Annotated in this window: 16 protein-coding genes and 6 tRNA genes; 2 read left to right on the forward strand and 20 right to left on the reverse strand. The window is 36.3% G+C overall.

The annotated features are described in order from the left end of the window. Positions 1–75: 75 nt before the first annotated feature. Positions 76–1199 (forward strand): IS3 family transposase gene (locus BM163_RS12020; RefSeq protein WP_089803438.1). Its coding sequence is split into 2 segments (ribosomal slippage): positions 76–328 and positions 328–1199, totalling 1125 coding nucleotides; the frame shifts between segments, so codons are not numbered across the junction. Here the strand turns inward: BM163_RS12020 and BM163_RS12025 are convergent. From BM163_RS12025 to glmS, 10 genes are all read right to left on the reverse strand, one after another. Then, positions 1148–1789, reverse strand: coding sequence for a hypothetical protein (locus BM163_RS12025; protein ID WP_089803439.1), 642 nt, complete (start codon positions 1787–1789; stop codon positions 1148–1150). The genes BM163_RS12020 and BM163_RS12025 overlap by 52 nt on opposite strands. 283 nt (positions 1790–2072) lie before the next feature. Next, positions 2073–5414 carry a DEAD/DEAH box helicase family protein gene (locus tag BM163_RS12030; protein ID WP_089803440.1) on the reverse strand — a complete coding sequence of 1114 codons (3342 nt, stop codon included), beginning with the start codon at positions 5412–5414 and terminating at the stop codon, positions 2073–2075. A gap of 22 nt (positions 5415–5436) precedes the next feature. Then, complete coding sequence (locus BM163_RS12035; RefSeq protein WP_089803441.1) at positions 5437–6618, reverse strand: restriction endonuclease subunit S; 1182 nt, start codon at positions 6616–6618, stop codon at positions 5437–5439. 1 nt (position 6619) lies between these two features. Beyond that, positions 6620–8083, reverse strand: coding sequence for a type I restriction-modification system subunit M (locus tag BM163_RS12040; protein WP_089803442.1), 1464 nt, complete (start codon positions 8081–8083; stop codon positions 6620–6622). Positions 8084–8216: 133 nt separating this feature from the next. Beyond that, positions 8217–9749 (reverse strand): Tn7-like element transposition protein TnsE, encoded by a 1533-nt coding sequence (locus BM163_RS12045; protein WP_089803443.1) that lies wholly within the window; start codon positions 9747–9749, stop codon positions 8217–8219. After that, positions 9730–11583, reverse strand: coding sequence for a TnsD family Tn7-like transposition protein (locus tag BM163_RS12050; RefSeq protein ID WP_089803444.1), 1854 nt, complete (start codon positions 11581–11583; stop codon positions 9730–9732). The genes BM163_RS12045 and BM163_RS12050 overlap by 20 nt, the downstream gene beginning before the upstream one ends. Positions 11584–11595: 12 nt before the next feature. Continuing rightward, positions 11596–13287: an ATP-binding protein gene (locus BM163_RS12055; RefSeq protein WP_089803445.1), complete on the reverse strand. Its 1692-nt coding sequence runs from the start codon at positions 13285–13287 to the stop codon at positions 11596–11598. Further along, positions 13262–15415 carry a TnsB C-terminal domain-containing protein gene (locus BM163_RS12060; protein WP_089803446.1) on the reverse strand — a complete coding sequence of 718 codons (2154 nt, stop codon included), beginning with the start codon at positions 15413–15415 and terminating at the stop codon, positions 13262–13264. Before BM163_RS12060 ends, BM163_RS12055 begins: the two co-directional genes overlap by 26 nt. Further along, positions 15412–16251: a TnsA endonuclease N-terminal domain-containing protein gene (locus BM163_RS12065; protein WP_089803447.1), complete on the reverse strand. Its 840-nt coding sequence runs from the start codon at positions 16249–16251 to the stop codon at positions 15412–15414. Before BM163_RS12065 ends, BM163_RS12060 begins: the two co-directional genes overlap by 4 nt. 171 nt (positions 16252–16422) lie before the next feature. Further along, positions 16423–18225 (reverse strand): glutamine--fructose-6-phosphate transaminase (isomerizing), encoded by a 1803-nt coding sequence (gene glmS / locus BM163_RS12070; RefSeq protein ID WP_089803448.1) that lies wholly within the window; start codon positions 18223–18225, stop codon positions 16423–16425. 581 nt (positions 18226–18806) lie between these two features. Between glmS and BM163_RS12075 the strand changes: the two genes are divergently transcribed. Then, the gene (locus tag BM163_RS12075) at positions 18807–20096 is read left to right on the forward strand and encodes a YeeE/YedE family protein (RefSeq protein ID WP_229675575.1); all 1290 of its coding nucleotides are present in this window, start codon (positions 18807–18809) and stop codon (positions 20094–20096) included. A gap of 88 nt (positions 20097–20184) precedes the next feature. On the opposite strand, the gene glmM is transcribed toward BM163_RS12075, so the two are convergent. The 10 genes from glmM to BM163_RS12125 form a co-directional block, all read right to left on the reverse strand. After that, positions 20185–21531, reverse strand: a complete 1347-nt coding sequence (gene glmM / locus BM163_RS12080; RefSeq protein ID WP_089803449.1) for a phosphoglucosamine mutase — start codon at positions 21529–21531, stop codon at positions 20185–20187. 27 nt (positions 21532–21558) lie between these two features. Continuing rightward, entirely contained in the window at positions 21559–22803 is a 1245-nt protein-coding gene (locus tag BM163_RS12085) for a CdaR family protein (protein ID WP_089803450.1), read from the reverse strand. Beyond that, on the reverse strand, positions 22800–23621 hold the full coding sequence (cdaA, locus tag BM163_RS12090) for a diadenylate cyclase CdaA (RefSeq protein ID WP_089803451.1): 822 nt from the start codon (positions 23619–23621) through the stop codon (positions 22800–22802). Before cdaA ends, BM163_RS12085 begins: the two co-directional genes overlap by 4 nt. A 277-nt stretch (positions 23622–23898) precedes the next feature. After that, positions 23899–25404: a DUF1846 domain-containing protein gene (locus BM163_RS12095; RefSeq protein ID WP_089803452.1), complete on the reverse strand. Its 1506-nt coding sequence runs from the start codon at positions 25402–25404 to the stop codon at positions 23899–23901. A gap of 312 nt (positions 25405–25716) precedes the next feature. Then, positions 25717–25792 (reverse strand) — tRNA-Ala (locus BM163_RS12100). Positions 25793–25802: 10 nt separating this feature from the next. Then, a tRNA-Lys gene (locus BM163_RS12105) sits at positions 25803–25875 on the reverse strand. Positions 25876–25880: 5 nt separating this feature from the next. Beyond that, a tRNA-Gln gene (locus BM163_RS12110) sits at positions 25881–25955 on the reverse strand. 51 nt (positions 25956–26006) lie between these two features. Beyond that, positions 26007–26092: transfer RNA gene (locus BM163_RS12115), tRNA-Tyr, on the reverse strand. Positions 26093–26104: 12 nt separating this feature from the next. Then, positions 26105–26180, reverse strand: a tRNA-Thr gene (locus BM163_RS12120). Between the two features lie 3 nt (positions 26181–26183). Continuing rightward, positions 26184–26259 (reverse strand) — tRNA-Val (locus BM163_RS12125). Positions 26260–26261 lie beyond the last annotated feature (2 nt).

Below are 26261 nucleotides of genomic sequence, written 5' to 3' on the forward strand. Positions count from 1 at the left end.
TGGATAGGTTATACTTAACTGGACAGATTTCTTAAGGTGAATTAGAATAAACTAATAACCTTAAGGAGGCCATAAATGCCAAGTAAAAGACCAAGAAGAAAGTTCACAGATGAATTCAAAAATCAAATGGTACAGTTATATCTCAATGGTAAGTCCAAATCTGTTATTCTCAAAGAATATGAGCTTACCCCCTCTTCGTTAGATCGATGGATAACGCAACATCAGCAATCGGGTTCTTTCAAAGAGAAAGATAACAGGAGTGATGCTGAAAACGAATTAATCAAGCTTCGCAAAGAAAATGAACATCTGAAAATGGAAAATGATATTTTAAAGCAAGCAGCGCTGATACTAGGACGAAAGTAGAAGTCATCAAAGCAAATACAGACAAATACTCAATATCAGCAATGTGTGCCGTCCTTAACATATCTCGAAGTACGTACTATTATGAAGTAAAATCCAAAGTAGAAGATAAATCTTTAACCCAAGATATCATTAGAATATTCAAAGAAAACAGAAACAATTATGGCACCCGTAAGATCAAAAAAAAACTCAATGACGAAGGCAAAGTCGTTTCAAGACGAAAAATCGGACGAATTATGCGCGAAAACGGTCTCGTTTCAACATATACAATTGCGCAATACAAGCCTCATAAAAAGCCTTCAAATGAAGATTTAACTGCTAACGAAGTCAAACGAGACTTCACAAATAGAGAGCAATTAGAAGTTGTTGTAAGTGATCTGACTTATGTCAGGGTTGCAGGAAAATGGAATTATGTTTGCATATTAATTGACTTGTTTAACCGAGAAATTATTGGTTATAGTGCTGGTCCAAAGAAGGATGCAATGCTCGTTTATCAAGCTTTCTCACGGATAAACGCAAATTTGAACGATATTTCCATATTCCACACAGATCGTGGTAGCGAGTTTAAAAACAATGTAATTGAAGGGTTGATTGAAACGTTTGATATTAAAAGATCTCTGAGTCAAAAAGGGTGTCCATACGACAATGCGGTTGCTGAAGCCACTTTCAAAGTATTTAAAACAGAGTTTTCAAATCGGTATATATTCAAGTCGCTAGATGAACTTAGCATCGAACTAGCAGATTATGTGAATTGGTATAATAACATAAGAATTCACTCAACACTAGGCTACCTGACGCCTGTAGAATTTAAAAGAAATGCCCTTAAGAAAATTGTCTGATTTAGTGTTGACAATCCAAACTCTGAACCAGGTGCAATAGGTGTATTTGAATATGCTAATGGTAAAATAACATTTAACTCTTCTGATAAAGTAGCTCTTAGTATAACTGATAGATATAATCGTTCTTCTAATGATAAGTCATCTTCTAACACTTTTGTTTTCTTTGATTGAAGAATACCGTCTATTATTTCTTTATGCTTTTTCAGCTCTTCTTTTCTTTCTTTCTCTTTTTTCACTAATGCCTCTTCTCTTTTTTTATTGCAATTTTCGCATTGACAAAAGACATTATTCGTATGCTCGCAAATTGAACAATAAGCATTTATATCATTATAAGGGGTATAACCACTTTTTGATTTTAGTGGTAGCAGCATTGGGCGATAACAATACTCACAGGGTAAATCAAGTCTCTCGGGAGGGAAAATTTTATAAAGTGATGACTTTCCAACATCTATTTTAAACTCATCAATTATAGTATTAGTTTTTACACCCCCATAATAGGCGTTTATGATTTCAACAATTTCGGATTCACTAAGGTGCTTTAACTTATCATTCACGTTTGAGAAGTCTAAATCTTCAACAGAATACTTCATAACTTCGCCTCCACTGATTAGATTAGAATTTTGCAGTTAATAAATCATTACTAATTTAATAGCACTTAACAAATTTAGCTTTCACACCTTCTTTGGATAATATCAACAAATCTTTACTTCACAAAGATAGATGGCCCTTTTCTCTTTATACCGGTTTATATAGCAATTATAAGCAAGTAATCATGGTTTTGTTACATAATACAAAACCAACAGATATATTTTTCATTCAAGGTAAAACTCAGCCGTTATTTTATTACATCTATAAAAAGAGGCGTAAGAAATCTTACGCACCTTCTATAAATTCCGAATTATAATTGATAGTGTCAACAACGCTGATGATTCCTCGAACTTCTTCTATGTTATCTTGAAACAGATCCGAAATACTTCCCAGTGAACGGAATGGATCTTGTTGAAGCACTTCTTTTTCTAAATAACCATTTTTAACGACGTAATCAATAATCAGTCGAACAAACTTAATTTGATTACTATTCAATCTTTCTTCGGATAGGAATTGAGAGAAAGCCTGGTTAGCAGCTTCACGTTCGAGACCAACAATCGAACGAACAAGACGCGTAATTGGAGTTTCACCGAATTCTTTTGTGTATTCCTCTCGGGTTCCAAGCTCTTCCCACAATATATGCTCCAGTTGACTCACATCTTGCTTCGTTAAAGTTTTATTCGTTCTCAACTTACGAATCGATAACTGATCTTGGTGCTCCTTTAAATACTGATTCACTCGTTTTCTATAATTCTTTAAATCACTCGTAGCATAGAGACTTGACCCATCTTCTAGAAGAATATCAAATGTATCTTTAAAGTTTGTATAATAATCTTTTCGGTATTCCTTTTCCAAAAACTTGACGAGCTCTCGAATGACCATACGTACTTCCTCTAGATCCATCAAATTAACATTATCCCAAAATTCTTCTGTTTGAATGTGATGTAATAACTCCTTCTGTTGATTCACTTGAGGTATTGTCCCTAGACCAGATAAGTTTTCAGCCGTTTGAATCACGCTATTAATTGGTTTCTTTGCTTGCTTTGCCGTCAGTAATGCTAATTGAATCGTGTACATCACGCTATCAAAACGTTTGGCCATTTCATCGTCATCAAGCGGCGTAACGATTGGCGCAATGTGTTCTTTTATTTCATTGACATCATTTACGGACAGTGATTGCCACTGATCTAAGCGTTTAAATTTATCAATGTACTTCAAATGCATACGCACTTGGAAATGCTCTTCATTTAAAGCTTTGACTTCCTTCGCTAAATCTTCAATTAATTCTTTTCTATAGTTAATATAAATATCGTCTTGGAGATCAATTGCTTGCAATTGCTTAACAATATTTAGTTTTAACTCGAACAAGCGCTGCGTTAAGCTAACAACGAGCTTTGCTTCTTTACCTTTTTGATTTTCACGGAAAAATTCAAAGTTATGAAGATAATCAAAAATTTGAAAAAGCTCCTTATCCTCACCTGGACCAAATAAATCTGGACATAGACGGGTACCGCGTCCAATCATCTGCCAAAACTTTGCTTTTGACCTCACTTTTTTGAAAAAGACTAAATTTACTATCTCAGGAATGTCTACACCTGTATCCAACATATCAACAGAGACTGCAATATACGGCGGTTTATCTTTGGTTTTAAAATCTTCGATAATGGAGTCCACATAGTTGACACTATAATCTACTTGCAGGCAATATCGCCCGTTATAGTGAGGATATAGTTTATTAAAACGCTCTACTATATGCTTCGCATGCTTAGAGTTCTTAGCAAATATAATCGTTTTACCAATCCGGTCGCCACCTTCTACTTTAATCCCTTTACTCATCAAGTCTACTAACACTTGATCAACCGTATGATTATTGAATAACCATTCATTCATAGCGCCACTTGTAATATAATCACCAATACCATCTTCAAATGTTTCTTCATACTGTTCTTTTTCCTCATCTGTTAACTCGTCGTATCGCAAACCGTCATCTAAAAATTTAGATGTTGCTTCAATTGTACGATAATCGACTAAATATCCTTCTTGAACAGCTTGTTCTAGCTCATAGGCATACGTAGGATTCCCTGTTTCTAAACCAAAGATGTCATATGTATTCTTATCGATTTCATCTTTTGGTGTTGCGGTTAAACCAATTAGAATACTATCAAAATACTCGAAAATAGCACGATATTTCTGATAAATACTCCGATGGCTTTCGTCAATAATAATGAGATCAAAATGACCGACTGTAAATAGACGTTTTCCATTTTTTCGCTTCACATCGTCAATCGCATTCATCATCGTCGGATATGTTGAAAAGACCATCCGACTTAATTCAGGATCGTCCTTATTATCAAGCAAGTTACATACACTAAGTGATGGTAGCAATAAATTAAATGCATTTTTCGTCTGTTTTACTAAAGCTGTTCGATCAGCCAAAAAGAGAACATTTTTCACCCAGTTTTGTTTGACTAATACATCTACAACTGAAATAACTGTACGCGTTTTTCCTGACCCTGTTGCCATAACAAGTAAAGCTTCACGTTCTTTCTTCGTTATTGTTTCAAGCACACTTGTAATCGCTTCCTTTTGATAAGGGCGGTTGGTGATCGCATCATCAATAGCTACATTGTTCAACGGTCGCTTCAAAAAACGTCTGGAAATCAGTAACCCTATATCTTCTTTTGTGTAAAAACCGGACACTTTACGTTCAGGATACTCACAATCATCCCATATCCTTGTATCAAAACCGTTAGTAAAGAAGATAATCGGGCGTTGCCCTTCCATTTGTTCAATACAATCAGCATAAAGTTTCGCTTGCTGCTTACCTTGATAAAGATCAACAGATGTTTTTTTAGCTTCTACAACCGCAATTGCTTTTCCATCGTCACCTAATAAAACATAATCCACATAGCCTATACCTGAGGTATTAGGCATTCCAGCGACTTTATACTCTTCTATTATATTATTACCAAATTCCCATCCTGCAAGTTTTAATTCAACATCAATATACAATTTTCGCGTATCGTATTCTGATACTTGATCAACTTTAAATGTGTATTCTTCTGTCGTGGTTTTACGATTTTCTGTTAGTTGCTTACGCATCACTTCATTCTGTTGAATCATTTCTTCAAGTTTTTGATCTTTTGCACTTAGTTTTTCATAAAGGTCCTGGTATTCTTCTGGACGTTTTCTGGGTTCGTTCCCAACATAAAGAATCGATTCATCAAACTCTGTTTCATGATATTCAAGCGAATAACAGTAGGCAATCCAACTAACAAACTGGTGCAAATTGCGAATCGATGTAATTGCTTCTTCCCGGCTAATTGAGGAATTTGTATGCACGGCAACATTACCAAGCTTAATAATATACTTTAATAACGCAAATAGATCATGATCAATAATCAGTTTGAATGTCCGTTCATGAATTAAACTAGATAAATTATCTTGATAAGGCAATTTTAATTCTTCATCGGATTTGTACAACCACTTCACTGACAGTTCTAACGCACGGCGTGTTAAAATCGCACATGTAGCAGGGCTTACTTGGAGGCTTTTTTCAGCCTCCAAACAAGCATATTTAAAATCATCAAATTGTTTGTCGTTTTCGAGAAAGATAAAGTTCGACACTTCGTCACCCCTGACTGGTTGGTTAATTAAAAAGTTCTCCTTTAAAAGCTTTTTGCATTAGGGAACCATATAACATTTCTAATTCAGTTTGACCCTGCTTAAATAGATCTATGGACTTATTAATTTTCTTTATCTTATATCCATACTCATCCTGTAATTTTTTTGGCGGCATATATATCGGAATACCACGTAATTCTTTAGCATTAATATTTGCCATTCCAACAATATTTTTAGCTAAATTATACAAGTATCGCTTTCCATAATTTGAATTAAGATAACCTGATATAAAATAAGAATTGGCTAGCTCATTAGGAATTAATTTAATTAGATATCCTGCGTAGGCAATTGGTTCATTATGATCATATACTGCTGTTTTCCCTACCAGTTCCTTACTGTTTGTCCGATTAAACAGTAACTCTCCTTTGTGAACCAAGTGTTTTTCTTTCTCTTTTTCATCTAAGTTCACATATTTCAATTCATCCAAAACCACGTCACCTTTGTAAGTTATGTTGTTCATTCTAAGCATTGCAAATTCACCATCAGTTAAGCTAGCTTTTTTACTTGACCCATATTGAGTTTTTTTAGTTAAATCTCCAATCTTGCACAGTTTCCATTTTTTATTGTTTAATTGTGGATCACCGAATATATCATAAAAAATACTTTGTTTTAAGTTTGATAATGCTGTGATTTGTTCTTTTCTTTTATCAACAAGTTCTTGAGATTTGTCCAAGACTTCAATAATTTTTTTTTGAATATCGAGAGGCGGAATAGGAATTGACACAGTTTTTAAAAACGATGTACTTAAGTTCTTTTGCGCAATTCCATTAGCATTTTCTATGCATAAGTTCTCGAACTCATCACTATTTAAATAATAAAAAAGATATTTATAACATACATCATCATTTTTCAATCTTAGACAAGCCACACGTTGATTTAACGCAGCAGGTAGTAGCGAATTATTCATGATACCAACTCTTCCAACATTTCCGGTCAAAGACAACAAAATATCATTTTCAAACAGCTTATACCGCTCTAAACCAACCATATCTTTGTCAGAATAATATTTTGGGGATTCACCAACAATAATGCCTTTTTGTACATTTGTTATTCTGATTATTCTGTAACCCTTATTACTGTATTTTGAACTCTTGAATGCATATCCATTTAAAATGTCACATACTTCGTCGAGTTTTAAGCGCTTCATCTTACATCATCCTCTCAATGCCATTAAGTCCATCAAGAATCTGCTGTTCGAGATTTTTTATCTTTTGAACAAGCACCTGAGGTGTTTCATAATCTACTTCTTCATACTCAACCTTTTTATACTTATTGATTGACAAATCATATTTTTGTTCTCGTATTTCATCTACAGAAACAAAGAAAGATTGCTCTATTCTTTCGCGATTTGTTTCTTTATCTAAGTTATTAAAGCGTTCAATCATATCTGGAATATCATTCTCATCAATTGGTGTGCGTTTGTCATCTAAAGAATAACCATCAGCTTTCATATCATAAAACCAAACATTATCTGTACCACCTGCTCCGGTTTTAGTGAAAATCAATATAGCTGTTGAAACACCTGCATACGGCTTAAAAACACCACTCGGCATTTTAATCACTGCATCTAATTTATGATTATCGATAATTTCCTTACGAATAGCTTTATGAGCGTTCGAGCTTCCAAACAAAATCCCATCAGGAACAATTGCCGCGGCACGCCCTCCTTTTTTAAGCATTTGTAAAAATAGCCCTAAGAATAAGATTTCTGTTTTCTTTGTTTTGGTAATACGAAGTAAATCATCTGATACAGCATCATAATCCAAAGAACCTTTAAAAGGTGGGTTGGCTAATACTAGTGTATACATGTCGCGATCTTTATTTTGTTCAGACAGACTATCGCGGTAACTAATATTCGGATAATCTACATCATGTAGCATCATGTTCATTGCACCAATTCTGAGCATGGTACTATCTATTTCAAAGCCATGAAACATATGCTTGTTGAAATGTTCACGTAAACCTTGTATATGGAACATATCCGCATGATTTGCTCTTAAATACTCACTCGCTGAAACCAGAAAGCCGGCTGAACCAGCTGCCGGATCGACAATAATATCTTCGGGCGTCGGTTTCATTAAACTAACCATCATATCAATAATGTGTCTAGGTGTACGGAATTGTCCATTTGTTCCAGATGTGCTTAACTTGGAGAGTAAATACTCATACAAGTCTCCCAAAGTATCTTTTTTCTCCTGACTCGATGTTGTATCTGGTAGTGCGTTAATACCTGCTACAACTCTTGATAGTAGAGACGGCGTCGGAATAACGAACACGGAGTCCTTTAAATATGTTGAATAAGCAGAATCCTTACCACCTATTTTTTTAATGAATGGAAATACCTCTTGAGAAATAACCTGATACATTTCTTCTGGTCCCGTATTAGAGAAGTGTGACCACCTCAATTGAGGTTTATCTCCTGGAAATATCCCTTTATACTCTGTACCAAGGATTTGACTATCGCGTTCCTTTTTTAATTCACGGTCATCAAGACCTTTTATGTATAACAGATACGTAAATTGCTCGATGACAGTAAGAGGGTTAGTAATCCCACCTGTCCAAAATGTTTCCCAAATTTTATCCACTTTACTTCTTAGTTCACCAGTAATCATTATTGCACCTCATCTAAGTTGTTATTTTATACAATCCATCATTTATACCATCAATTATAACATTCCTTTTCTAACTTTAGTGGTGAAAAGGTAAATTTATCTATTCTTTAGGTGATTCATTTCACTTAAGTAATCAAGTTAATTTCTCAAGCATTAACATTGCTCGATGCCTTATTCCTTTTTTGCTGTGTTTAGACTTCATAACACTTATCCCCTTGTTATTTAATCTATTTAACGATTGACTTGTCCATGAACCACTATCGAGGACAAGATTGAGTAGTAATTGGTAGTGTATTTCTTCCCAGTTTTGCTTTTTGTATGACGATAAAATTATTGTAGATAAAGATTTATGTTCGCGGTCTACCTCAATTATTTGATATAATTGACCACCCTTCATTTTCACATTCGCAATGATGCACTTCCTATCCGTAATCCCATCATTCAGCTTGGCAAACTTCCGCTTACCAACTCCCTGTGGTAACTCTTTTACTGCTACACGAATAGACAGCACCTCTTGATTGGACTCAAGAACCTTTAATAAATTGATAAAGTCTTTTAAATCTCCCTGAACTTGAATGTCCTGCAGCATTTGGTGCTCTAAACCTCTAGTCAACCTAGAGCCACCAACATCTGCCGTTGAACGAATATTATCCGTATTTCCATAGTATTTCTTTGTATTCTCATCTATTTGATTTCGTTCTTTTGTCGTATGCCTCTTAAGCTTTTTTATAGTTGGTATCGTTATGTATTCATGCTTTTGTTGATTCATCTGAACAAGTTCCATGCCTTGGTGAGAGCCATCAACTTGTTGATCAAGTAAGAGCGCATCATCTTTATTACTTGAAGAAAGGCGATGAAATGTGTATTTTTTGGGTTGATTTGACTTTTCTCTTAACTGTAATTCAGGATGTGAGATTGATACTCGCTGATATGGTATTTGTTTATTTTTCACTTTTAATATTTGAAGAATTGTTAAATAACCACGGTTCTCTTTAACACGCGCAGTAATCGTAATCGGTTGTTTAAAATCCCAATCAAACTTTATTGAGTTGGTCTGAATCCAAGCAAAAGCTATGCTTTCATAGATTTGACGTACATCTTGATTAGTTAATAACCATAACAACTGATATAAATATTCTGGGCGGGTATATGTCAACTCGTATTGCGATGAAAAATCAAGATGAAACATACCTGCATCTGCACTTTCTGTGAAATACTGAGGAAATGAATTGGATTCAAACAGACGGTATAAAAGGAATACATTTGGTGCTAAAACACTTCGAATGACTTCAATGAGTGGGAGTACAATTTTTTGGTTTTGAAAAGTAAAATTGTAACTTTGTGATATATCTATATCTGGTGAGCCTTGTATAGCCCATTCTTTTTCATAATAATGTACCGAACTGGGGTTAATTGTTATTTCTATATCCTTCAAATCCTTTGGTGGCTTACTAGCCGATAAAACTCCATTTTGATAATAATGTTGTATAGCTAAAAAAGGTAAACTACCCCAATCAAGGCGAATCTTCTTTGTTTCACCCTTCAGGCTAAAATAGGCATGAATCATCATTTTATTATTGTATCTAAATGGGGTACTTATCCAAATCAACTGGGCATCTTCGTTGTCTGGAAATGGCCAAGAGATTTTAATATGATGTTTCTTCATGTTTTGTCTCCTTTCTCTTTTGTGAGATATACTCTTCAAGTACTGGTCTAATTATCGCAAAATGGCTCGATCTTACCGCACCTATTCGTTGCACCTTCCATAAGGCCACCTCATTAAATTGATTTATATGCTCATCAATAATACGACAACAACGCCGAACTTGGAATTCTTGAGTCGATTCAGTTACTGCCTCAAGTAATATCTTTGTTTTGGGCAGTTTATCAATATGTTTCTCTAAATTCGTTAATATCCCTAATCTTTTTCCAACAAGGGAACATGTTATACGTAATGGTTTTTCCATCTTTCTTAGCTCATTATTAAGGTTAAATATAGCGTTGTAATAGTTGTTATCTCGAATCTCCCAATTTACATTATTCCCCTTCTCAACCCCTTTGCGTCTTGCTGGAAGATAATAAAATAGCCAGTCGCGATCATGACGATATAAATACATGTAAACACTAGGAAATATGTTTCTTATTCCGGTCCTTGATTGATTAGGATAGGCTTTTATCCCTTCTATTAATTGATTGCGATACCGCTGGATAGTCAACGTATCAGTAGCTTTAGGTTCATTTTGTCCTTCGATTTGTTGATTTAAATACTTCTTTATTGTTTTGGCATCAACACCTAGATTTTTTGCCATTCCTCTTAAACTATAGCCTTCTTTCGCCAATGTGTTTAGTTTGGCCATCCAAACACTTCCAAAGCGTTTAAGTCGGCCGATATGGTATATATCATCCTTTATTTTGTCAGGTCCTTTTCTTGAATATACAAATTCGCATCCGCATATAAAGGTACCTATTGGCAAACCAGACTTAGAGTCTCTAGAAACAATAACTTTATTAATAACTAATTTCTTATAATGAGAAGCTGCTTTATTTAAGCACGGCCACGGTCCTTCACCAAAAGGACCGTTATCTCGTTTTTTATTCAATAAAGCCTCAAAATCTACATTTAAAAAATCCATAAACAATAAGTGCCGCAATGGATGAACATGACGTTCGATATTACGGGTCAGTACTTTTAGCCAGCTGTATTCATCGCTCTCAATTAAAATAGACTGATATTTTTTAAGTGTTTTTTGTGAATATACCCTATTGAAGTCCTGATAGAGATCTGTTTGTCGTACGCGGTTTGCTGATGTGATATAATTTCTCTCTCTAAGCAACGCTCGGTACCTACTTGACGTTTTCTCACGCGATGATAAAGCTATTTCACTAATCAAAAGCTGATAAGCCATTTTAGCTATCCTTAACTGTTGTTCTTCACAATTATCACCAATGGAATGCAAATCCATTTTATTTGATTCAAAACGAACAAATTCAATTCGACTTCGTGTATTAAGGACAACAGGATATTTTCTTAAGTGATTGCCATGATGAGGGCATAAATCAATACCTTGTAAATGATGTTCTCTATGAATATAAGGCTCACCATATTTTTCAATATCATTTTTAGCGCAACATGGACAATAATATAAGCCTTTCCTTCTGCATATACTACCAGCGATTATCCCTAACCGTGTGTAAAGTCCTTTACCATCGTCTTTCACATCTTGAAGAATTTCGCCTTGACGTTTTTCTGATAAAAAAGGCGCATAGTAAGGATATACCGTATGTTTAACCAGTAAATATTCAGCAGAATAGGCACTCCCCATTTGATGAGCTAAAGCATCAAAGTGGCTACCAATTTCCACGCTAGGGATAACAGAACGATTTTGAAATACTTCTTCTAAAGTATCTTTGCAATCAATATTTCCACTATAAAAGTGGTAGCGTGCAATCATTGAATAAACTAATTCATCTGGATAAGGTTCAGTAAAGAAAGGCAACAAGTTTTTAACCCCCTAATAGAACTCTTCAATTGGCTGTTTAATGTAACCCCTGACTTTTAAATGATCATATGGATGTACTTTTTTAGTTAACGCCTGATTCCTTAGCTTTAACAAAGGTAAAGTTTCTATATTTTTTGGTTCAGCTGTTTCCTTATGACTGTTCTTATCTTCATTTAATTTAATTGCTTTTTGGATAACTTCAGACTTTAACTTTGAGACATCTACATCTATAGGGTACGTCTCTACAACTTTTGTAGAAAGTGTTTTAATATCTTGACTGCTTAAATGTTCAAATATACCGAGTGCAGCTACTTCAATTGATAAGCTTTCAATAATGTCTTTTCGTTTTAAATCAATCGTGTTTTGTCGTTCTTTAAACGCTTCTTTAATACGACCGCTTATTTCAGTATCTCTCTTGTGATTTAACATAACCTCATCAAGATTAATCATGATATCTTCGTATTTCATCATATCTGCTAAATTATTATTACGAATGGCATTTAACATTGGCTGTAGTGTCTGCATATCTTCTTCTGCCGTTTTCTTTAACACACTTGGTGTTAGAATCTCTTCGGGATTTCCCTCGTCAAATAGAACCCGTTCTTGAGCTAATATGAATAAGTTAATCGCAACGGCTGTGATTCCTTGACACTCTCTATAGAATGCTACTTTCAGTTCATTAGTCAGCGTAGTTGGCGTCTTTAGACACTGTAGCTTCCATAACGTTTCTAAAAAGAACTCCCACTCTTCACTTTCTTCAGCCATTCGATCCCATATGACCGCCCCGTCACTTGATGCTCTTCTTGCCTGCCTAAAATTCCCCTTAAACAATTGTTGAGCCTTAGATGTCCCAATTAACACGGTTGGTATGCCTACTGTATTTGATAATGTCACAAAGAAATTCAACATTTCTTCTTGATCATTTTTAGAGTGTAGCAAATGCTGGATTTCATCTATCACCAAAACTCCAATACCAAACATGGTTGCTAAAGAAGTCATGTGCAATAACATCGTCGATGTTACACGGTTCAAATAGCCATACTTTTCTAAGTAACGGGTACCTAATAAATCATCAATAGCTTTAAAAAAACTTTTACATAAGGTTGATAAACTACCATCATAGGGACAATCAATTTTCAACCAAACAATTTGCGTTCGATTAAATGGTTGACCTGCGTATGTTTCGTGTTTAATAACTTGTGGATACATAAGTAAGAGCCGCTCAATAGCCGTTGTTTTTCCAATCCCTGAAATACCGATAATTGATAAACTGTCTGCTGTTGAACGAATATAATTCAAGCGATCCTCAATGTGTTTATGAGCCAGTTCTTGTTCTTCTCTTAATTCATGTAATACGCGAATTCTTTCTAAAAAAGTTTTATCTAAAGGATTCCTAGCAAGATATCCTCTTCTAATTAAAGTTGATAACCGGCGTTCAACTTCAAAGTGAATAGGTAAAGGTTGAATAAAATTTCTTACTCTTTTCAAAATGTGATATCGAATATTAGACTCGCTCTTTTTATCAGTCTCACTAATTCTCGGGGTCACCATAAAGCGTTCTAGGACATCGTCTTCGTTAAATATCGAAGGGAGAGCTTCTATAAAAGGATTGTTATTATATTCTGACAAGACTTGTTGTTCATACGTTGCGGTTTTAAATGTACCCTTTAGAACTAAATCATTGATCTTTTCCAAATTCCTCATCTCGTTTCTTGCGAAGTTTTTCCATTAAGCTTGAAGACGTTTTTGATTGTTCAACCTCCTCGTTTTCCTTCTCAATTGAAACTACTTGAGCAGGCGACTCCTTTTTGTTTTGGTTCAAATCAAAAGATTCCTTTTGGCGATTCATCGCTTTTTCTGCTTTTTTATTCACACGAATATCTTTGATTTTTTCACCCTTTGTTTCTGATACATTAGCATTTACTTTCTTTTGTTTGACAGCTTTTTTGATAATAGACTCAATTTCCTCATCAGTATTTAATCTTTCTTCTCTTTGCTTAAGGCTTTCTGCCTGTTTTAACTCCTGCAACATCTGTTGATAGAATTCAATTTCTTCTAATGATTCACCTCTATATTGAGAACTCATCTCTAATAGGTAACACGTATCAAAACCTCTTCCGTCAATATACGGAATATAGATTTTATCCATTGATCTAGGATCATAAACGACATCTATACGTTCACTCTTTCGCTTTAAATACCATTGGTCATTCAGTGCTTTATCAGAACCATAAGACAATCCTTTAAATTTAATTCCTGCTCTTGTAATTCGCGCTTTTCCTTTTGGAAGTAAATTAAGCCTTAGAATACTACGATTTTGAACCGTTTGAAGAGAACCTTTCCTGTTTGAAAGACCCCATTTCCAAAGATTTAACGGAGAAGGTGTCAAATGCTCCTTAATCATCGCCTTCTCTAATGGATACTTTTCAATGGTTCGCTGATTATGATTCAAGACTAAATGAATAATAATTTTCGTGAATTCTTCAAGGTTAAGACTAGCGTCTAACCGATAATCTCGATCTCCTCGTTCCCTGAATTCTTTCTGAATAGCACCAGGTGCTTTACGTTTAATCTTCTCGTTAATTGTTCTGAATTGACGCTCTACAATTCCTTTTAAATCACCACGATAAGGAGAAGTATTTTCAATTTTAACGTTTAAATTGTTAATTAATTGTTCAACACCATAACCTTCAAATTCCCCTCTGTCAGCAATAATGGTTTCTGGTAAATGATGTGCGGGCCATTCAGATTCATCGATATCAATGTCATACTGCTTACAAAATTCAACTTTATCCATTGTCATATTATCCAGTGTCATCATCGCACCAATCCAAGAGGGACCCTCTAACCCAACATAAACACCAGTAATCAAACGCGAATAAACATCCATAATGCCATAAATAATAGGGCGCCCAATAATTAGGTTGCGATCAAATGAACTAACGAGATAAATATCCGCAATCGTCGCATCAACTTGAAATCGTGTTCCTGGCCCATCAGTTTCCAGCGCAGAGTGACTTAGTATTGGGCGATGTTTGAGCTCATATTCTTTTTTGCTATATCGCAATTGGATATCTAACTGTGGCTCTTCTGTTTTCTTGTACCAATAATAAAATTGATTATAGGTTGGAACCTTTGATTTATCCCAAACCTTATATTTTACAGATTCTCCTTCATGATATTTATTTGAGTAAAATTCTTTTAACAGATATTGATAAGTATCATTTAACGTAAGCTTTTCTGATTTTCTATAATATTTCTTTATCACATGTCTAAACTGCTTTTTTACATCTTCTGTTATATTGATTCCCTGTTCTTCTTCTCCATAAATCCTTGGTCGTCCTACTTTTTTCTCCTGAGACAACTCTCTAACTTTCCCTTTGCCACCAGAATGCATGTAATCGGGTAACATAGCATTTTTATTTAAGCCGCGTTGCCAGAAACGCGTAAATAGTCGTTTCACTTTAAGTTCAGTAATTTGATGCTCTTCAGCAATCTCAAGAAAAGCAGTTTTACGATTTTTCTTACTCAAAATAGACTCTTTTGATTGACTCCATGCTTTAAATACTATCTCCCAGTTTAGGTTACGTCTCTCTAGCTGTTTCTCAGTTAAATCTTCTTCTGCATAACTCTTTAAAAATGGATCCGAGATAGGGATTAATACATTACTCTCTATTTCTATTTCCATATCTTCTATTGTTGCTTTTTTGGGCATAGCAGTTCCCCCATGCAAATCAACGTAATACAATATTGCTGAGTCTATTGAGATAACACGAATTCGATTTTTACCTTCTTTGTCTACGTATTGGTACACTTGGTTGTTATAAATCATAAGGCCCTCACTTTTTCTGAGAAATCTTGTTGAATACTTTTTACTTGCACAATGTCTTCAACGTTCAGCTTTGATAATAAATCTATTTTAATCGTTTTCGTTATAATTAAGTGTTTGAACAAGGCTAGACCACTACCTGATGGCATTCCAAAATCCCGTTCATAGATTCTAGCAATTTGTTTAACAGATTGATCTTCAGCCATTAACCTTTGCACAAAGTAGACAACCATCTCATCTATCTCTACAGATGTTAATTGATCAAAGCCTTCAATGTCATTCAACCGTATGTAACTGTGGACAAAAGCAATGTTAGTTGCCATCACTTTAGACACTTCACCTTCCGTTACAATACCCCAATCTATTTCTCGTTTTTCCCAATATACTCGTTCAATTTCAAACTTTTCTAGCGTTCGCTCAGTCATTAGTTCATCTTTATACTTCAACGTTCGAGCTACATGCATGTTAGCTGTTCCATTATGCATAGTGACTAAAAAGTCTGTAGTCATAACAATCGGTTCCTTTGTTTTGGGGTCTATCGGATGATTCAAACCCAATTCTTTTGCAATCAAAAGCGTATCATCTAAGGGTAATAACGGGTATTGTTCTCTAATATCAATTACTTTATCTGAATATTCCAACAAATAAAAGTAGTTGCGCTCCAAGTCTGACAGAAATTCAAACTGTCTAGGAATCTTTATTCCTTTTAAGCGTGTAGCACGCCCTAAAGAGGGAACATCTTGAATGTTAATCCAAGGCTTATAGTCTATACCTTGACCTTCACCATAACCCTTCTTTATTTTGTTTTCAGTAGATGACATTCGCTTTCTTTTTGCCATTATTTCATCTCCTAATATTAAAATAACCTCTTACAGATATCATATCTGAAGAGGTTATTTTAATCAAACTTTATTATAAATGATCAATCTTTATTATAAATGATCAAACTTTGTTCTAAACGATCAATCTTTATTATAAAACCACATATCTCGTTCTAAAACGATAAAGCATTACTCCACCGTAACCGACTTAGCTAGATTACGTGGTTTATCGACATCACAATCTCGGTGAAGCGCAGCATAATAAGAAAGTAACTGCATTGGAATAACGCTTATGAGTGGCGTTAATAACGCGTGTACAGCCGGAAGAACAACATCGTCTGTTGAGCGTTCGAGTCCTTTCATACTAATGATTGAAGCTTTTGCTCCACGAGCAATTACTTCTTGAACATTTCCGCGTATAGAAAGATTAACATTTTCTTGAGTAGCCAGAGCTACGACAGGGACGTCCTGTTCAATTAATGCAATCGTTCCATGCTTTAGCTCTCCACCTGCAAATCCTTCTGCTTGAATATATGAAATCTCTTTTAGTTTTAAAGCCGCTTCCTGAACAACAAAATAATCTATACCACGCCCAATAAAGAACGCATGACGCGTTGTTTCAAAAAGCTCTTTACTTAAGCTCTCAAACGCTTCTTTTTGATCAATTAACGACTCCATCGCACTTGCGACTATCGCCAGTTCTTTCAGCGGATCAAAATCTAGCTCAATCCCTTTTGCTTGTGCCGTATCTACAGCCAAAATAGTCAGCACTGCGATTTGTGCTGTGTAAGCTTTCGTTGAAGCAACCGCAATTTCAGGTCCAGCATGTAAAGGCAGTGTGTAATCTGCTTCACGAGAAAGAGTTGAGCCTGGCACGTTCGTAATCGTGATGGATGGATAACCCATCGCTTTGGTTTGAACTAACACTGAACGGCTATCTGCTGTTTCACCACTTTGAGAAATATAAATAAACAGTGGATTTTCCGAAAGTAGTGGCATGTTGTAACTGAATTCTGATGCTATATGCACTTCCACCGGTACTTGACTCATATTTTCAATAAGCTGTTTCCCAACTAATCCTGCATGATAACTTGTACCAGCTGCAATAATATAAATCCGATCAGACTTGGTCATCACCTTACGTATTTTCTTATCAAGCTTAATATCACCGTTTTTATCTTGATATTGCTGAATAATTTTTCGCATGACAATAGGCTGCTCATCAATTTCTTTTAACATAAAGTGATCATACGTCCCTTTTTCAGTATCTGATGGATCAATTTCAGCAACATAACTGTCTCGGATAACTTTTGTTCCATCTAACTTTTGAATCGATACGTTATCACGACTTACAAGGACGATTTCCTTATCTTCAATTTCTAAATACGTATCTGTTTCACGTAAAGTTGCCATCGCATCACTTGCGACCAAATTAAAACCTTGACCTAATCCAACAAGTAATGGACTTTTATTTTTAGCAACATAAATTAAGTCTGGATTTTCGCGATCGATTAAAGCAATGGCATAAGACCCTTTTAATAGACTCATTGCTTTTTGGAAGGCTACTAGAACATCCTCAACGTCTGAAAATAAGCGCTCAATCAAGTGTACAATGATTTCCGTGTCTGTGTCACTTTTAAGTGTGACACCTGTTAAGAATTCTTCTTTGATTTCTTGATAGTTTTCAATAACACCGTTGTGAACTAAAGTAAACTTACCTGATTGGCTTTGGTGAGGATGCGCATTCGCTTCACTCGGCTCACCATGTGTCGCCCAACGCGTGTGACCAATCCCTAACTCTGCTTCAATATTCGAATCTATTTGATCTTTTAACGCTTGAATACGTCCTTTCACTTTATATATATCAAGTGAACCTTCTGTAAGTGTTGCAATGCCCGCAGAGTCATAACCTCTATACTCTAACTTTTCCAATCCATTTAACAAGACCGATACCGCTTGATTTGAACCAATATATCCAACAATTCCACACATAAACTTTGCTTCCTCCTCATATTTAAGGGGTAAACAAGCTTTTAAGGGGCTTATTTACCCCTTTCTCGATTTGACCTGCTTATTGTAAAGATTGTTCAAAAAGTCGCCTTTTTGTTTTATTTACAACTTGTCGGTTGGAGGGACAACCGGGAGGCATCCGCCGAAACGTTCGATACTCCTCCTCCTCGTCAACTACATACTCAATGTAGTTCTGGCGCTGCAGAAATCTTTTTACCTATCCACCTTTCTTTTTTAGACTAGTGTCACAAAGCGACTTCTCTATTTTATCTAAGTTAAACGATTTTTTCAATATTATTTTTCATAATATGACAGTTCTATTAATATAATGAAATGAAGGGTTCATATGCTTCTTCACATCCATTTGGAAACAGCTTATATCTTATTGATCCACCACCGAAGTTTCACTCCAGAATATCCAATGGTTATTTTACATCTTTACATGTGAAAAAGTGTACAAATTATGAATTTTAATAACAAACCATTGAAATAGGGGTAGGGATATGGGTATAATAAATGTGAAATAAATCACATTATATTTTTTGAAAAAGGAGCAACTTGATATGAGTATGTCAAAAGCAAATGTAAAAACACAATCGGTTACTAATGTACAACCTTTCGCTGGCTTTATCTTCTTAGCCATCGTTATATTATTAGGAGCCAACTTCTTAGAATCAAACATGTTATTCTTCCGACTTTTAGTTGGGCTTGGGCTAGGGTATTCCCTATCACGTGCCTATACAGGATTTGCTGGGAGTATCAACCGGGCATATACAACCGGATCAACAAAATTACTCCGTACACTAATGTTTATGTTCTTTATCTCATCCGTTGTAACAACAGCATTTTTATTGAACAATGACCCAACCACGTTTAACTTATGGATTAACCCTATTAACTTAGGTTTAATTGTTGGTGGTATTTTATTTGGTTTTGGTATGTCGTTTTCAGCTTGTTGTGCAAGTGGGGTTCTGACGGACTTAGTTACCGCCCTACCTCGTGCACTTATCACATTAATTTTCTTTGGGATGGGGGTCTTCTTAGGATTCCCTATCCAACGTTCTAGTAGCTTTGTTACAGACACTTGGTTTCATTCATCGACATTTGAAGGAGGCGTCTTCTTACCGGATCTCTTTAAATGGGATGGGTTAAATGGGTACGTCGGGGCGTTAGCACTTACGGCTGTTTTCTGTGGCATTGTTATCTTCTTAAGTTTTATGTATGAGCGCCATCGCAAACAGAGCAAAACATATGCTGGGCACTTTGTTGAAACTCAACAAGACCAACCAACAACCTTTGATACAAAAGACTACAGTTTATTCTCATCAGAAACGTATCACCGTCTTTTCGTTCGTCCATGGACTTTAAAGCAGGGCGCTGTCGCTATTACGCTTATATTTGCTTTATTAATGGGCGTAACCCAATCAGGGTGGGGTGCATCAACGCCTTACGGTTTCTGGTTTGGTAAATTTCTAATGCTTTTCGGCTTTTCACCAGAAGCTTTGGCGGCATTTACTTTAGGTACACCAGAACAGTATAGCGCGCCATTCTTTAGTAACCCTGTTTCGACACAAAATATTGGTATTATGTTAGGAACTATCTTTTTCTTACTAACGGCAAACAAATTTAAGCAGACCTTTATGTCAGAAATGCATCTTACTAAACGAGAATTAGTTCTCTTCGCTCTAGGTGGTTTAGCAATGGGCTTTGGTACTCGCCTTGCCAATGGCTGTAACGTCGGTGCTTTATATACTCCTATCGCTCAGTTCTCACTTTCAGGTTGGGCATTCTTAATTTTCATGACAATAGGTGGCATTATCGGAAATACTTTTGCTAAGACTTGGTTCAAATAAACTCTTAAAAGCAATTAAAATAACACAGTAAAAGAGGTGCACCGATTGGTTAGCACCTCTTTTACTGTTTGTTACATATATACTTGAATTACTTTAAACCTAAACGCTCTTCAATAATCTGCACAACTGGATCCGCCGCTTCATGACAGCGTTCAATTGTTGGTGCTTCCACCATAACACGCACAAGCTCTTCTGTTCCGGATGGGCGCACTAAAACACGGCCATCGTTACCCATTTCTGCTTCCACTTTGTTGATAGCCTCTTGGATATAGGGATCAATGAGTGCCTGATTTTTATCAATCACCTTAACATTCTTAAGTACTTGCGGGAATTTTTCCATTTCAGCCGCTAATTCTGATAACGGTTTTCCTGTTTCTTTCATTACATTAACTAATTGCAAGGCAGATAGCATGCCATCACCTGTTGTTACATGATCAAGGAAAATAATATGTCCTGACTGTTCCCCACCTAGGTTATAACCACCACGACGCATTTCTTCCATAACATAACGGTCACCAACATCCGTTTTATCGCTCTTCATGCCATTAGCTTCTACAGCTTTATAAAAGCCTAAGTTACTCATGACGGTTGATACAACTGTATGCTCTTTTAATTGCCCAATACTATTTAAGTATTTTGCACAAATAAACATAATTTGATCTCCGTCGACAATCTGACCTTTTTCATCTACACCGATAAGGCGATCACCATCCCCATCAAAAGCAAGACCAATATCCGCTTCTTTTTCAAGAACAAATGCTTGGAGTTTCTCAGGGTGTGTTGAACCATAACCATCGTTAATATTAAGCCCATCAGGTGACGCACCGATTGTTGAAACATCCGCATCTAAATCAGCAAATAAATGCGTCGCAAGTGATGACGTTGCACCATGAGCACAGTCAAGTGCCACATGAAGACCGTCAAAATCATGATCAACCGTTTGTTTTAAGAAGTGAAGGTATTTTTGTGAGCCTTCATAATAATCATTGATTTGACCTAAATCTTTACCAATTGGGCGAGGACATGTGTCTTCTTCTTGATCAATCAACGCTTCAATCTCTAATTCTTGAGCATCTGTTAATTTAAAACCATCAGAACCAAAGAACTTAATACCATTGTCTTCTACCGGGTTATGTGAAGCTGAAATCATAACACCTGCTTCAGCTGACATCGCTTTAGTTAAATAGGCAACACCAGGTGTTGAAATAACGCCTAGACGCATCACTTCCGCACCAATCGATAGTAGTCCAGATACAAGCGCATTCTCCAGCATATCACCAGAAATGCGGGTATCCTTTCCAATTAACACACGCGGGCGGTTTGTTTCTTTAGTTAAAACAAACCCACCAAAACGACCGAGCTTATATGCGAGTTCCGGTGTTAAGCCTTTATTAGCAACACCCCTCACACCATCCGTACCAAAATATTTTCCCATAAGATATTCTCTCCTTTGTTTATGTACCTAATTTATTCGAATCGTAACATCCTCAAGTGGCAATGTTACCCGGATATTGTCTAATTGATTATACTCCAGTGGGCGATTATATTCCCCCTCGATTAAGTCATCCGCATTAACTGTCAAATCAAGTCGGCTAACATCGATACGGTCTAAATCAGAAGGGTAACCTGAGAGTAAAATAGAAATCGTTCCACTCTCAGGGTCAAGAATTGTTGCGGATAAACCTTCTGTCACATTATCAATCGTAATATCAACATCTTCTAACGTTGTCTGAGTCTCTGCTTCAACCTCAACCGTTACTTCCACTGTCTCCACACTTAAGCTCGTACCGCCATCCGGTATGACAAGTGCAACGTCAAGCGTCGTTGTTTCTGAAACAGTAGACAAGTCTATCGGCTCTGTTTCGACTATATCAATATCTGCTACAGCATTTGATGAGGCGTAAACATCGACTTCTTCTAAATCAATCCGTGTTTCGACAAGTCTTACACCCTCTGGTAATTCGCCTGTCGTTTTTAACTCTATTGGAACGGTCACCTTTGGATTAATGACGGTCAATTCAACTGTCACTGTACTCGGCTCAATCCGAGCGTTCATCTGGTTACCCTCATTATCATAAATTCTTACCGGAACATCGTTTAACGTCATTGACTCATTAATACCTTCTACATCAACAAAAGCTTTCACACTTGAAATACGGTCGATGACACTTTGTGCACTCGTAATTTCAACTGTTGTTGGAGTTACTACCGCTGACTCAATTTCAAATCCTTCAGACATTTGGTCTAAATTACTGTAGTCAACCATTACTTCATACGTGCCACTCGCTCGTTCTTCAATCGTCACTTCAACGGTTTCGGGTTCAAAATGAACATCAATTCGACTAGAAATACCATCATGTTCAATCGGCACAGTATGCGTACCGGGTGATAATCCTTCTAAATCTACATAGACATCAAAATTACGCTGAGTTACTGTTGATTGCACAACACTAACGGTTCCTGTTAGAGACATCGTCACCACTTCTGGCACCCCGCTCACAACATATAATTCATCATCAATGACGATATTTACCGGAACATCTTCAAGTGTTGCCGTTTCTCTTGAGTTATTGAAGATGGAGTCAAAACTTCCTACATCTGCACTACGCTGGTCTTGATTATCGAATGAAATCACTAAGAATGTGAAGATTGCTAAAAATAGTGAAATTACTCGAATGACCCATGGCTCATTTAACCAATCATTCATTTCTTTTTCCCCCTCCAACTCCATTGTTTAAAGGTTGAAATTTTCGCAAGTTCAGGTGCCAACTCTTTGCTTAAAAGATCAATAAGACGCTTCTCATCAACACTGCGGTAGAGCTCACCATTTTTGGCAAGTGATACATGGCCTGTTTCTTCTGATACAATAATTGTAATAGCATCACTGACTTCACTAATCCCCATTGCAGCGCGGTGTCTTGTCCCTAATTCTTTAGAAATAAACGGACTTTCTGAGAGCGGTAAATAACAAGCGGCCGCAATAATTTGGTTGCCTTTCATAATAACCGCACCGTCATGTAGGGGGGTATTAGGTACAAATATATTTGTCAGTAATTGATGCGTCAATTGACCGTTAATAGGAATACCCGTTTGAATAAAGTCACCCATATTTGTCTCTTTTTCAATCGTTATCAATGCACCGATACGGCGCTTAGCCATATAATTTACAGACTTAATGATTGCATCAAGCGACTCACGAAATATCTCTTCTTCTGATCGACGATTACGACTAAAGAAACTTCCACGCCCTATTTGTTCAAGTGCGCGTCTTAACTCCGGTTGGAAGAGAATAATCACAGCTAGTGGTCCCCAAACAATGATTTGTTCAATCATCACTTGTACCGTTTGTAAATTTAAAAAGTAACTAATCAGATAGATAATAAAAACAACAAAGATCCCTTTTAACAATTGAATTGCTTTCGTTCCACGAAGCAACATAATTAATTTATAAAATACATACCAGACAAGGGCGATATCAACAGTAAACCGTAATAAATTAAATAGTGAAAATCCCTCACCAAGCATGATGCCACATCCTTCTTTTCATAGTATACCACTCACTTCATTTAGAATCACAGATAGTCCCATTATAGCATAAGTTCTATACGCACGAGATGATTATCCAACATTTTTCCTTATTTTCTTAACCAATTCTCATCAATTTCTCATCTCTGTTTCCGAAATACGGTGATCATAAAAACACGAAAAACAAAGAGGCTTACAAACCCACCATTGGGTTATAATAAGCCTCTTTCATATGTTTATTACATTAAGTATCATCAAACATTACATTTGCGACATCTTACATATAATATAAATTTTCAGAAGGATAGACCGGATCACTCGTCACATCGATTCCTAAGCGTTTAAGAATTTGTTCATCATCTTTATTTAACATCACAGTTGAATGGGCTTGAACACCATTTAATTCATGAAGCTTTTCTACTGCAAGCTGAGCTGTAGGATTAGTTACAGCCCCAATTGTTAGGGCAATCAATACTTCATTCGCATTTAATGTTGCCACCTTACTGTGGAGTTTATCTGTCTTTAAGTCTTTCATTGTTTCAATAATCATCGGTGAAAGCAAGAAAATCTCATCACCAATATTCGCAAGATATTTGATCGCATTTAAAATCGCTGCTGAACACGAGTCCATTAAGTTTGAGCTGCGCCCCGTGATCACTGTCCCATCATTTAATTCAAACGCCATCACTGCAGGGACTTCCTTATTAACGCCACCTTTTAACTTCTCGGCATATTCACGTGCTGGAATAACAGGTTCGCGATGATATTCTTTTAATTCTAGCTCTTCCATAATGAGCTTCATTCGATTAACAACTTCTTCATCCAGTAAACCTTTTTTATAATCACATTCTGTCTGGAAATGGCGTCGAATAATTTCTTGCTTAGATGCCTCTTTAACAGCCTCATCATCAATAATGCCAAACCCCACACGGTTAACACCCATATCTGTTGGTGACTGGTACATCGATTCTTGACCGGTGATCTTTTCTATACTTCGCTTGACCACAGGGAACATCTCTAAATCACGGTTATAATTTACAGCCACTTCGTTGTAAGTCTCAAAGTGGAAATAATCCATCATATTTACATCTTTTAGGTCTACAGTTGCTGCTTCATAAGCTACATTTAATGGGTGCTTAAGAGGCACGTTCCAAACAGGAAATGTTTCAAATTTAGAGTAACCTGCGTGATTACCTAATTTATGTTCATGATAGAGTTGATTCAAACACGTTGCCAACTTTCCGCTATTCGGTCCAGGAGCTGTAACCACGACAATTGATTTAGTTGTCTCAACATAAGGATTGATTCCATAACCATCTTTACTTACAATCTTTTCTACTGCTGATGGATAACCCGGTATCGCTACATGTTTATATACTTTTATTCCGCGACGCTCTAATTTAGAGATAAAGACATCCGTAGAATGTTCATGGTTGTAACGTGTAATAACTACACTATTAATCTCTAAACCGAATCCTCGCAATTCATCAATTTGACGGAACACATCCATATCATACGTAATGCCATAATCACCACGAATTTTATTGCGCTCGATATCTCCTGAATAAACGGTAATAATGATCTCCGCTTGATCTTTCAACTTTTGTAACAACTTAATTTTTGCGTCTTCATCAAATCCCGGCAAGACTCGTTTGGCATGTTTATCGCCTATTAACTTTCCGCCGAATTCTAAATATAACTTATCAAACTTATCAACACGCTCTAAAATGTACTTTGATTGTTCTTCAATGTACTTTTGTGGATCAAAACCTTGTTTTCTCATCTTTACCTCCTATAAATATTCATTAAATATCATAAAACAAAAAAGCTGATTTTTTGTCGCTACTATAATAAACTTATCCTAAAACTATTCACAAACATTCACTATACCATGAGTCTAACGCTTTGTTAAGGTGCACATGTATTATTTTAAAAATTGAAAAGGCTTAAAATATATATACAGTTCTATATAGAAAAAATCGAACACACGCCATCATAACAAATACCACAGTCTTTTGACTGTGGTTGTTAAAAACAATTATAAAAAAAGGACCAGACATTACATTAACGTCCAACCCCTTTAACTCACTATGTATGGTGGAGCCTAGCGGGATCGAACCGCTGACCTCCTGCGTGCAAAGCAGGCGCTCTCCCAGCTGAGCTAAGGCCCCAAAACAAGAGTGAGCCATGAAGGATTCGAACCTTCGACCCTCTGATTAAAAGTCAGATGCTCTACCAACTGAGCTAATGGCTCTTAAATGGCTGGGCTAGCTGGATTCGAACCAACGCATGACGGAACCAAAAACCGTTGCCTTACCGCTTGGCTATAGCCCAATAAAATAACAGTGAATGAGTTCACTGTCTAAGTTAACATATAATTTTAAATGGTGGAGGGAGTAGGACTCGAACCTACGAACCCGATGGGAGCGGATTTACAGTCCGCCGCGTTTGGCCAACTTCGCTATCCCTCCAACATATTAAAATGGTGCCGGCCAGAGGACTTGAACCCCCAACCTACTGATTACAAGTCAGTTGCTCTACCAATTGAGCTAGGCCGGCAAATGGTGGAGGATGCAGGGCTCGAACCTGCGACCCCCTGCTTGTAAGGCAGGTGCTCTCCCAGCTGAGCTAATCCTCCAT

This window comes from Halolactibacillus alkaliphilus, assembly GCF_900115465.1.
Classification (GTDB): domain Bacteria; phylum Bacillota; class Bacilli; order Bacillales; family Amphibacillaceae; genus Halolactibacillus; species Halolactibacillus alkaliphilus.

Excerpts from the sequence above, each read along its gene's own strand:
- BM163_RS12025 (WP_089803439.1), bottom strand. The coding sequence starts at position 1,789 with ATGAAGTATTCTGTTGAAGATTTAGACTTCTCAAACGTGAATGATAAG.
- BM163_RS12035 (WP_089803441.1), bottom strand. The coding sequence starts at position 6,618 with ATGAAGCGCTTAAAACTCGACGAAGTATGTGACATTTTAAATGGATAT.
- BM163_RS12040 (WP_089803442.1), bottom strand. The coding sequence starts at position 8,083 with ATGATTACTGGTGAACTAAGAAGTAAAGTGGATAAAATTTGGGAAACA.
- BM163_RS12045 (WP_089803443.1), bottom strand. The coding sequence starts at position 9,749 with ATGAAGAAACATCATATTAAAATCTCTTGGCCATTTCCAGACAACGAA.
- BM163_RS12055 (WP_089803445.1), bottom strand. The coding sequence starts at position 13,287 with ATGAGGAATTTGGAAAAGATCAATGATTTAGTTCTAAAGGGTACATTT.
- BM163_RS12060 (WP_089803446.1), bottom strand. The coding sequence starts at position 15,415 with ATGATTTATAACAACCAAGTGTACCAATACGTAGACAAAGAAGGTAAA.
- BM163_RS12065 (WP_089803447.1), bottom strand. The coding sequence starts at position 16,251 with ATGGCAAAAAGAAAGCGAATGTCATCTACTGAAAACAAAATAAAGAAG.
- glmS (WP_089803448.1), bottom strand. The coding sequence starts at position 18,225 with ATGTGTGGAATTGTTGGATATATTGGTTCAAATCAAGCGGTATCGGTC.
- BM163_RS12075 (WP_229675575.1), top strand. The coding sequence starts at position 18,807 with ATGAGTATGTCAAAAGCAAATGTAAAAACACAATCGGTTACTAATGTA.
- glmM (WP_089803449.1), bottom strand. The coding sequence starts at position 21,531 with ATGGGAAAATATTTTGGTACGGATGGTGTGAGGGGTGTTGCTAATAAA.
- BM163_RS12085 (WP_089803450.1), bottom strand. The coding sequence starts at position 22,803 with ATGAATGATTGGTTAAATGAGCCATGGGTCATTCGAGTAATTTCACTA.
- cdaA (WP_089803451.1), bottom strand. The coding sequence starts at position 23,621 with ATGCTTGGTGAGGGATTTTCACTATTTAATTTATTACGGTTTACTGTT.
- BM163_RS12095 (WP_089803452.1), bottom strand. The coding sequence starts at position 25,404 with ATGAGAAAACAAGGTTTTGATCCACAAAAGTACATTGAAGAACAATCA.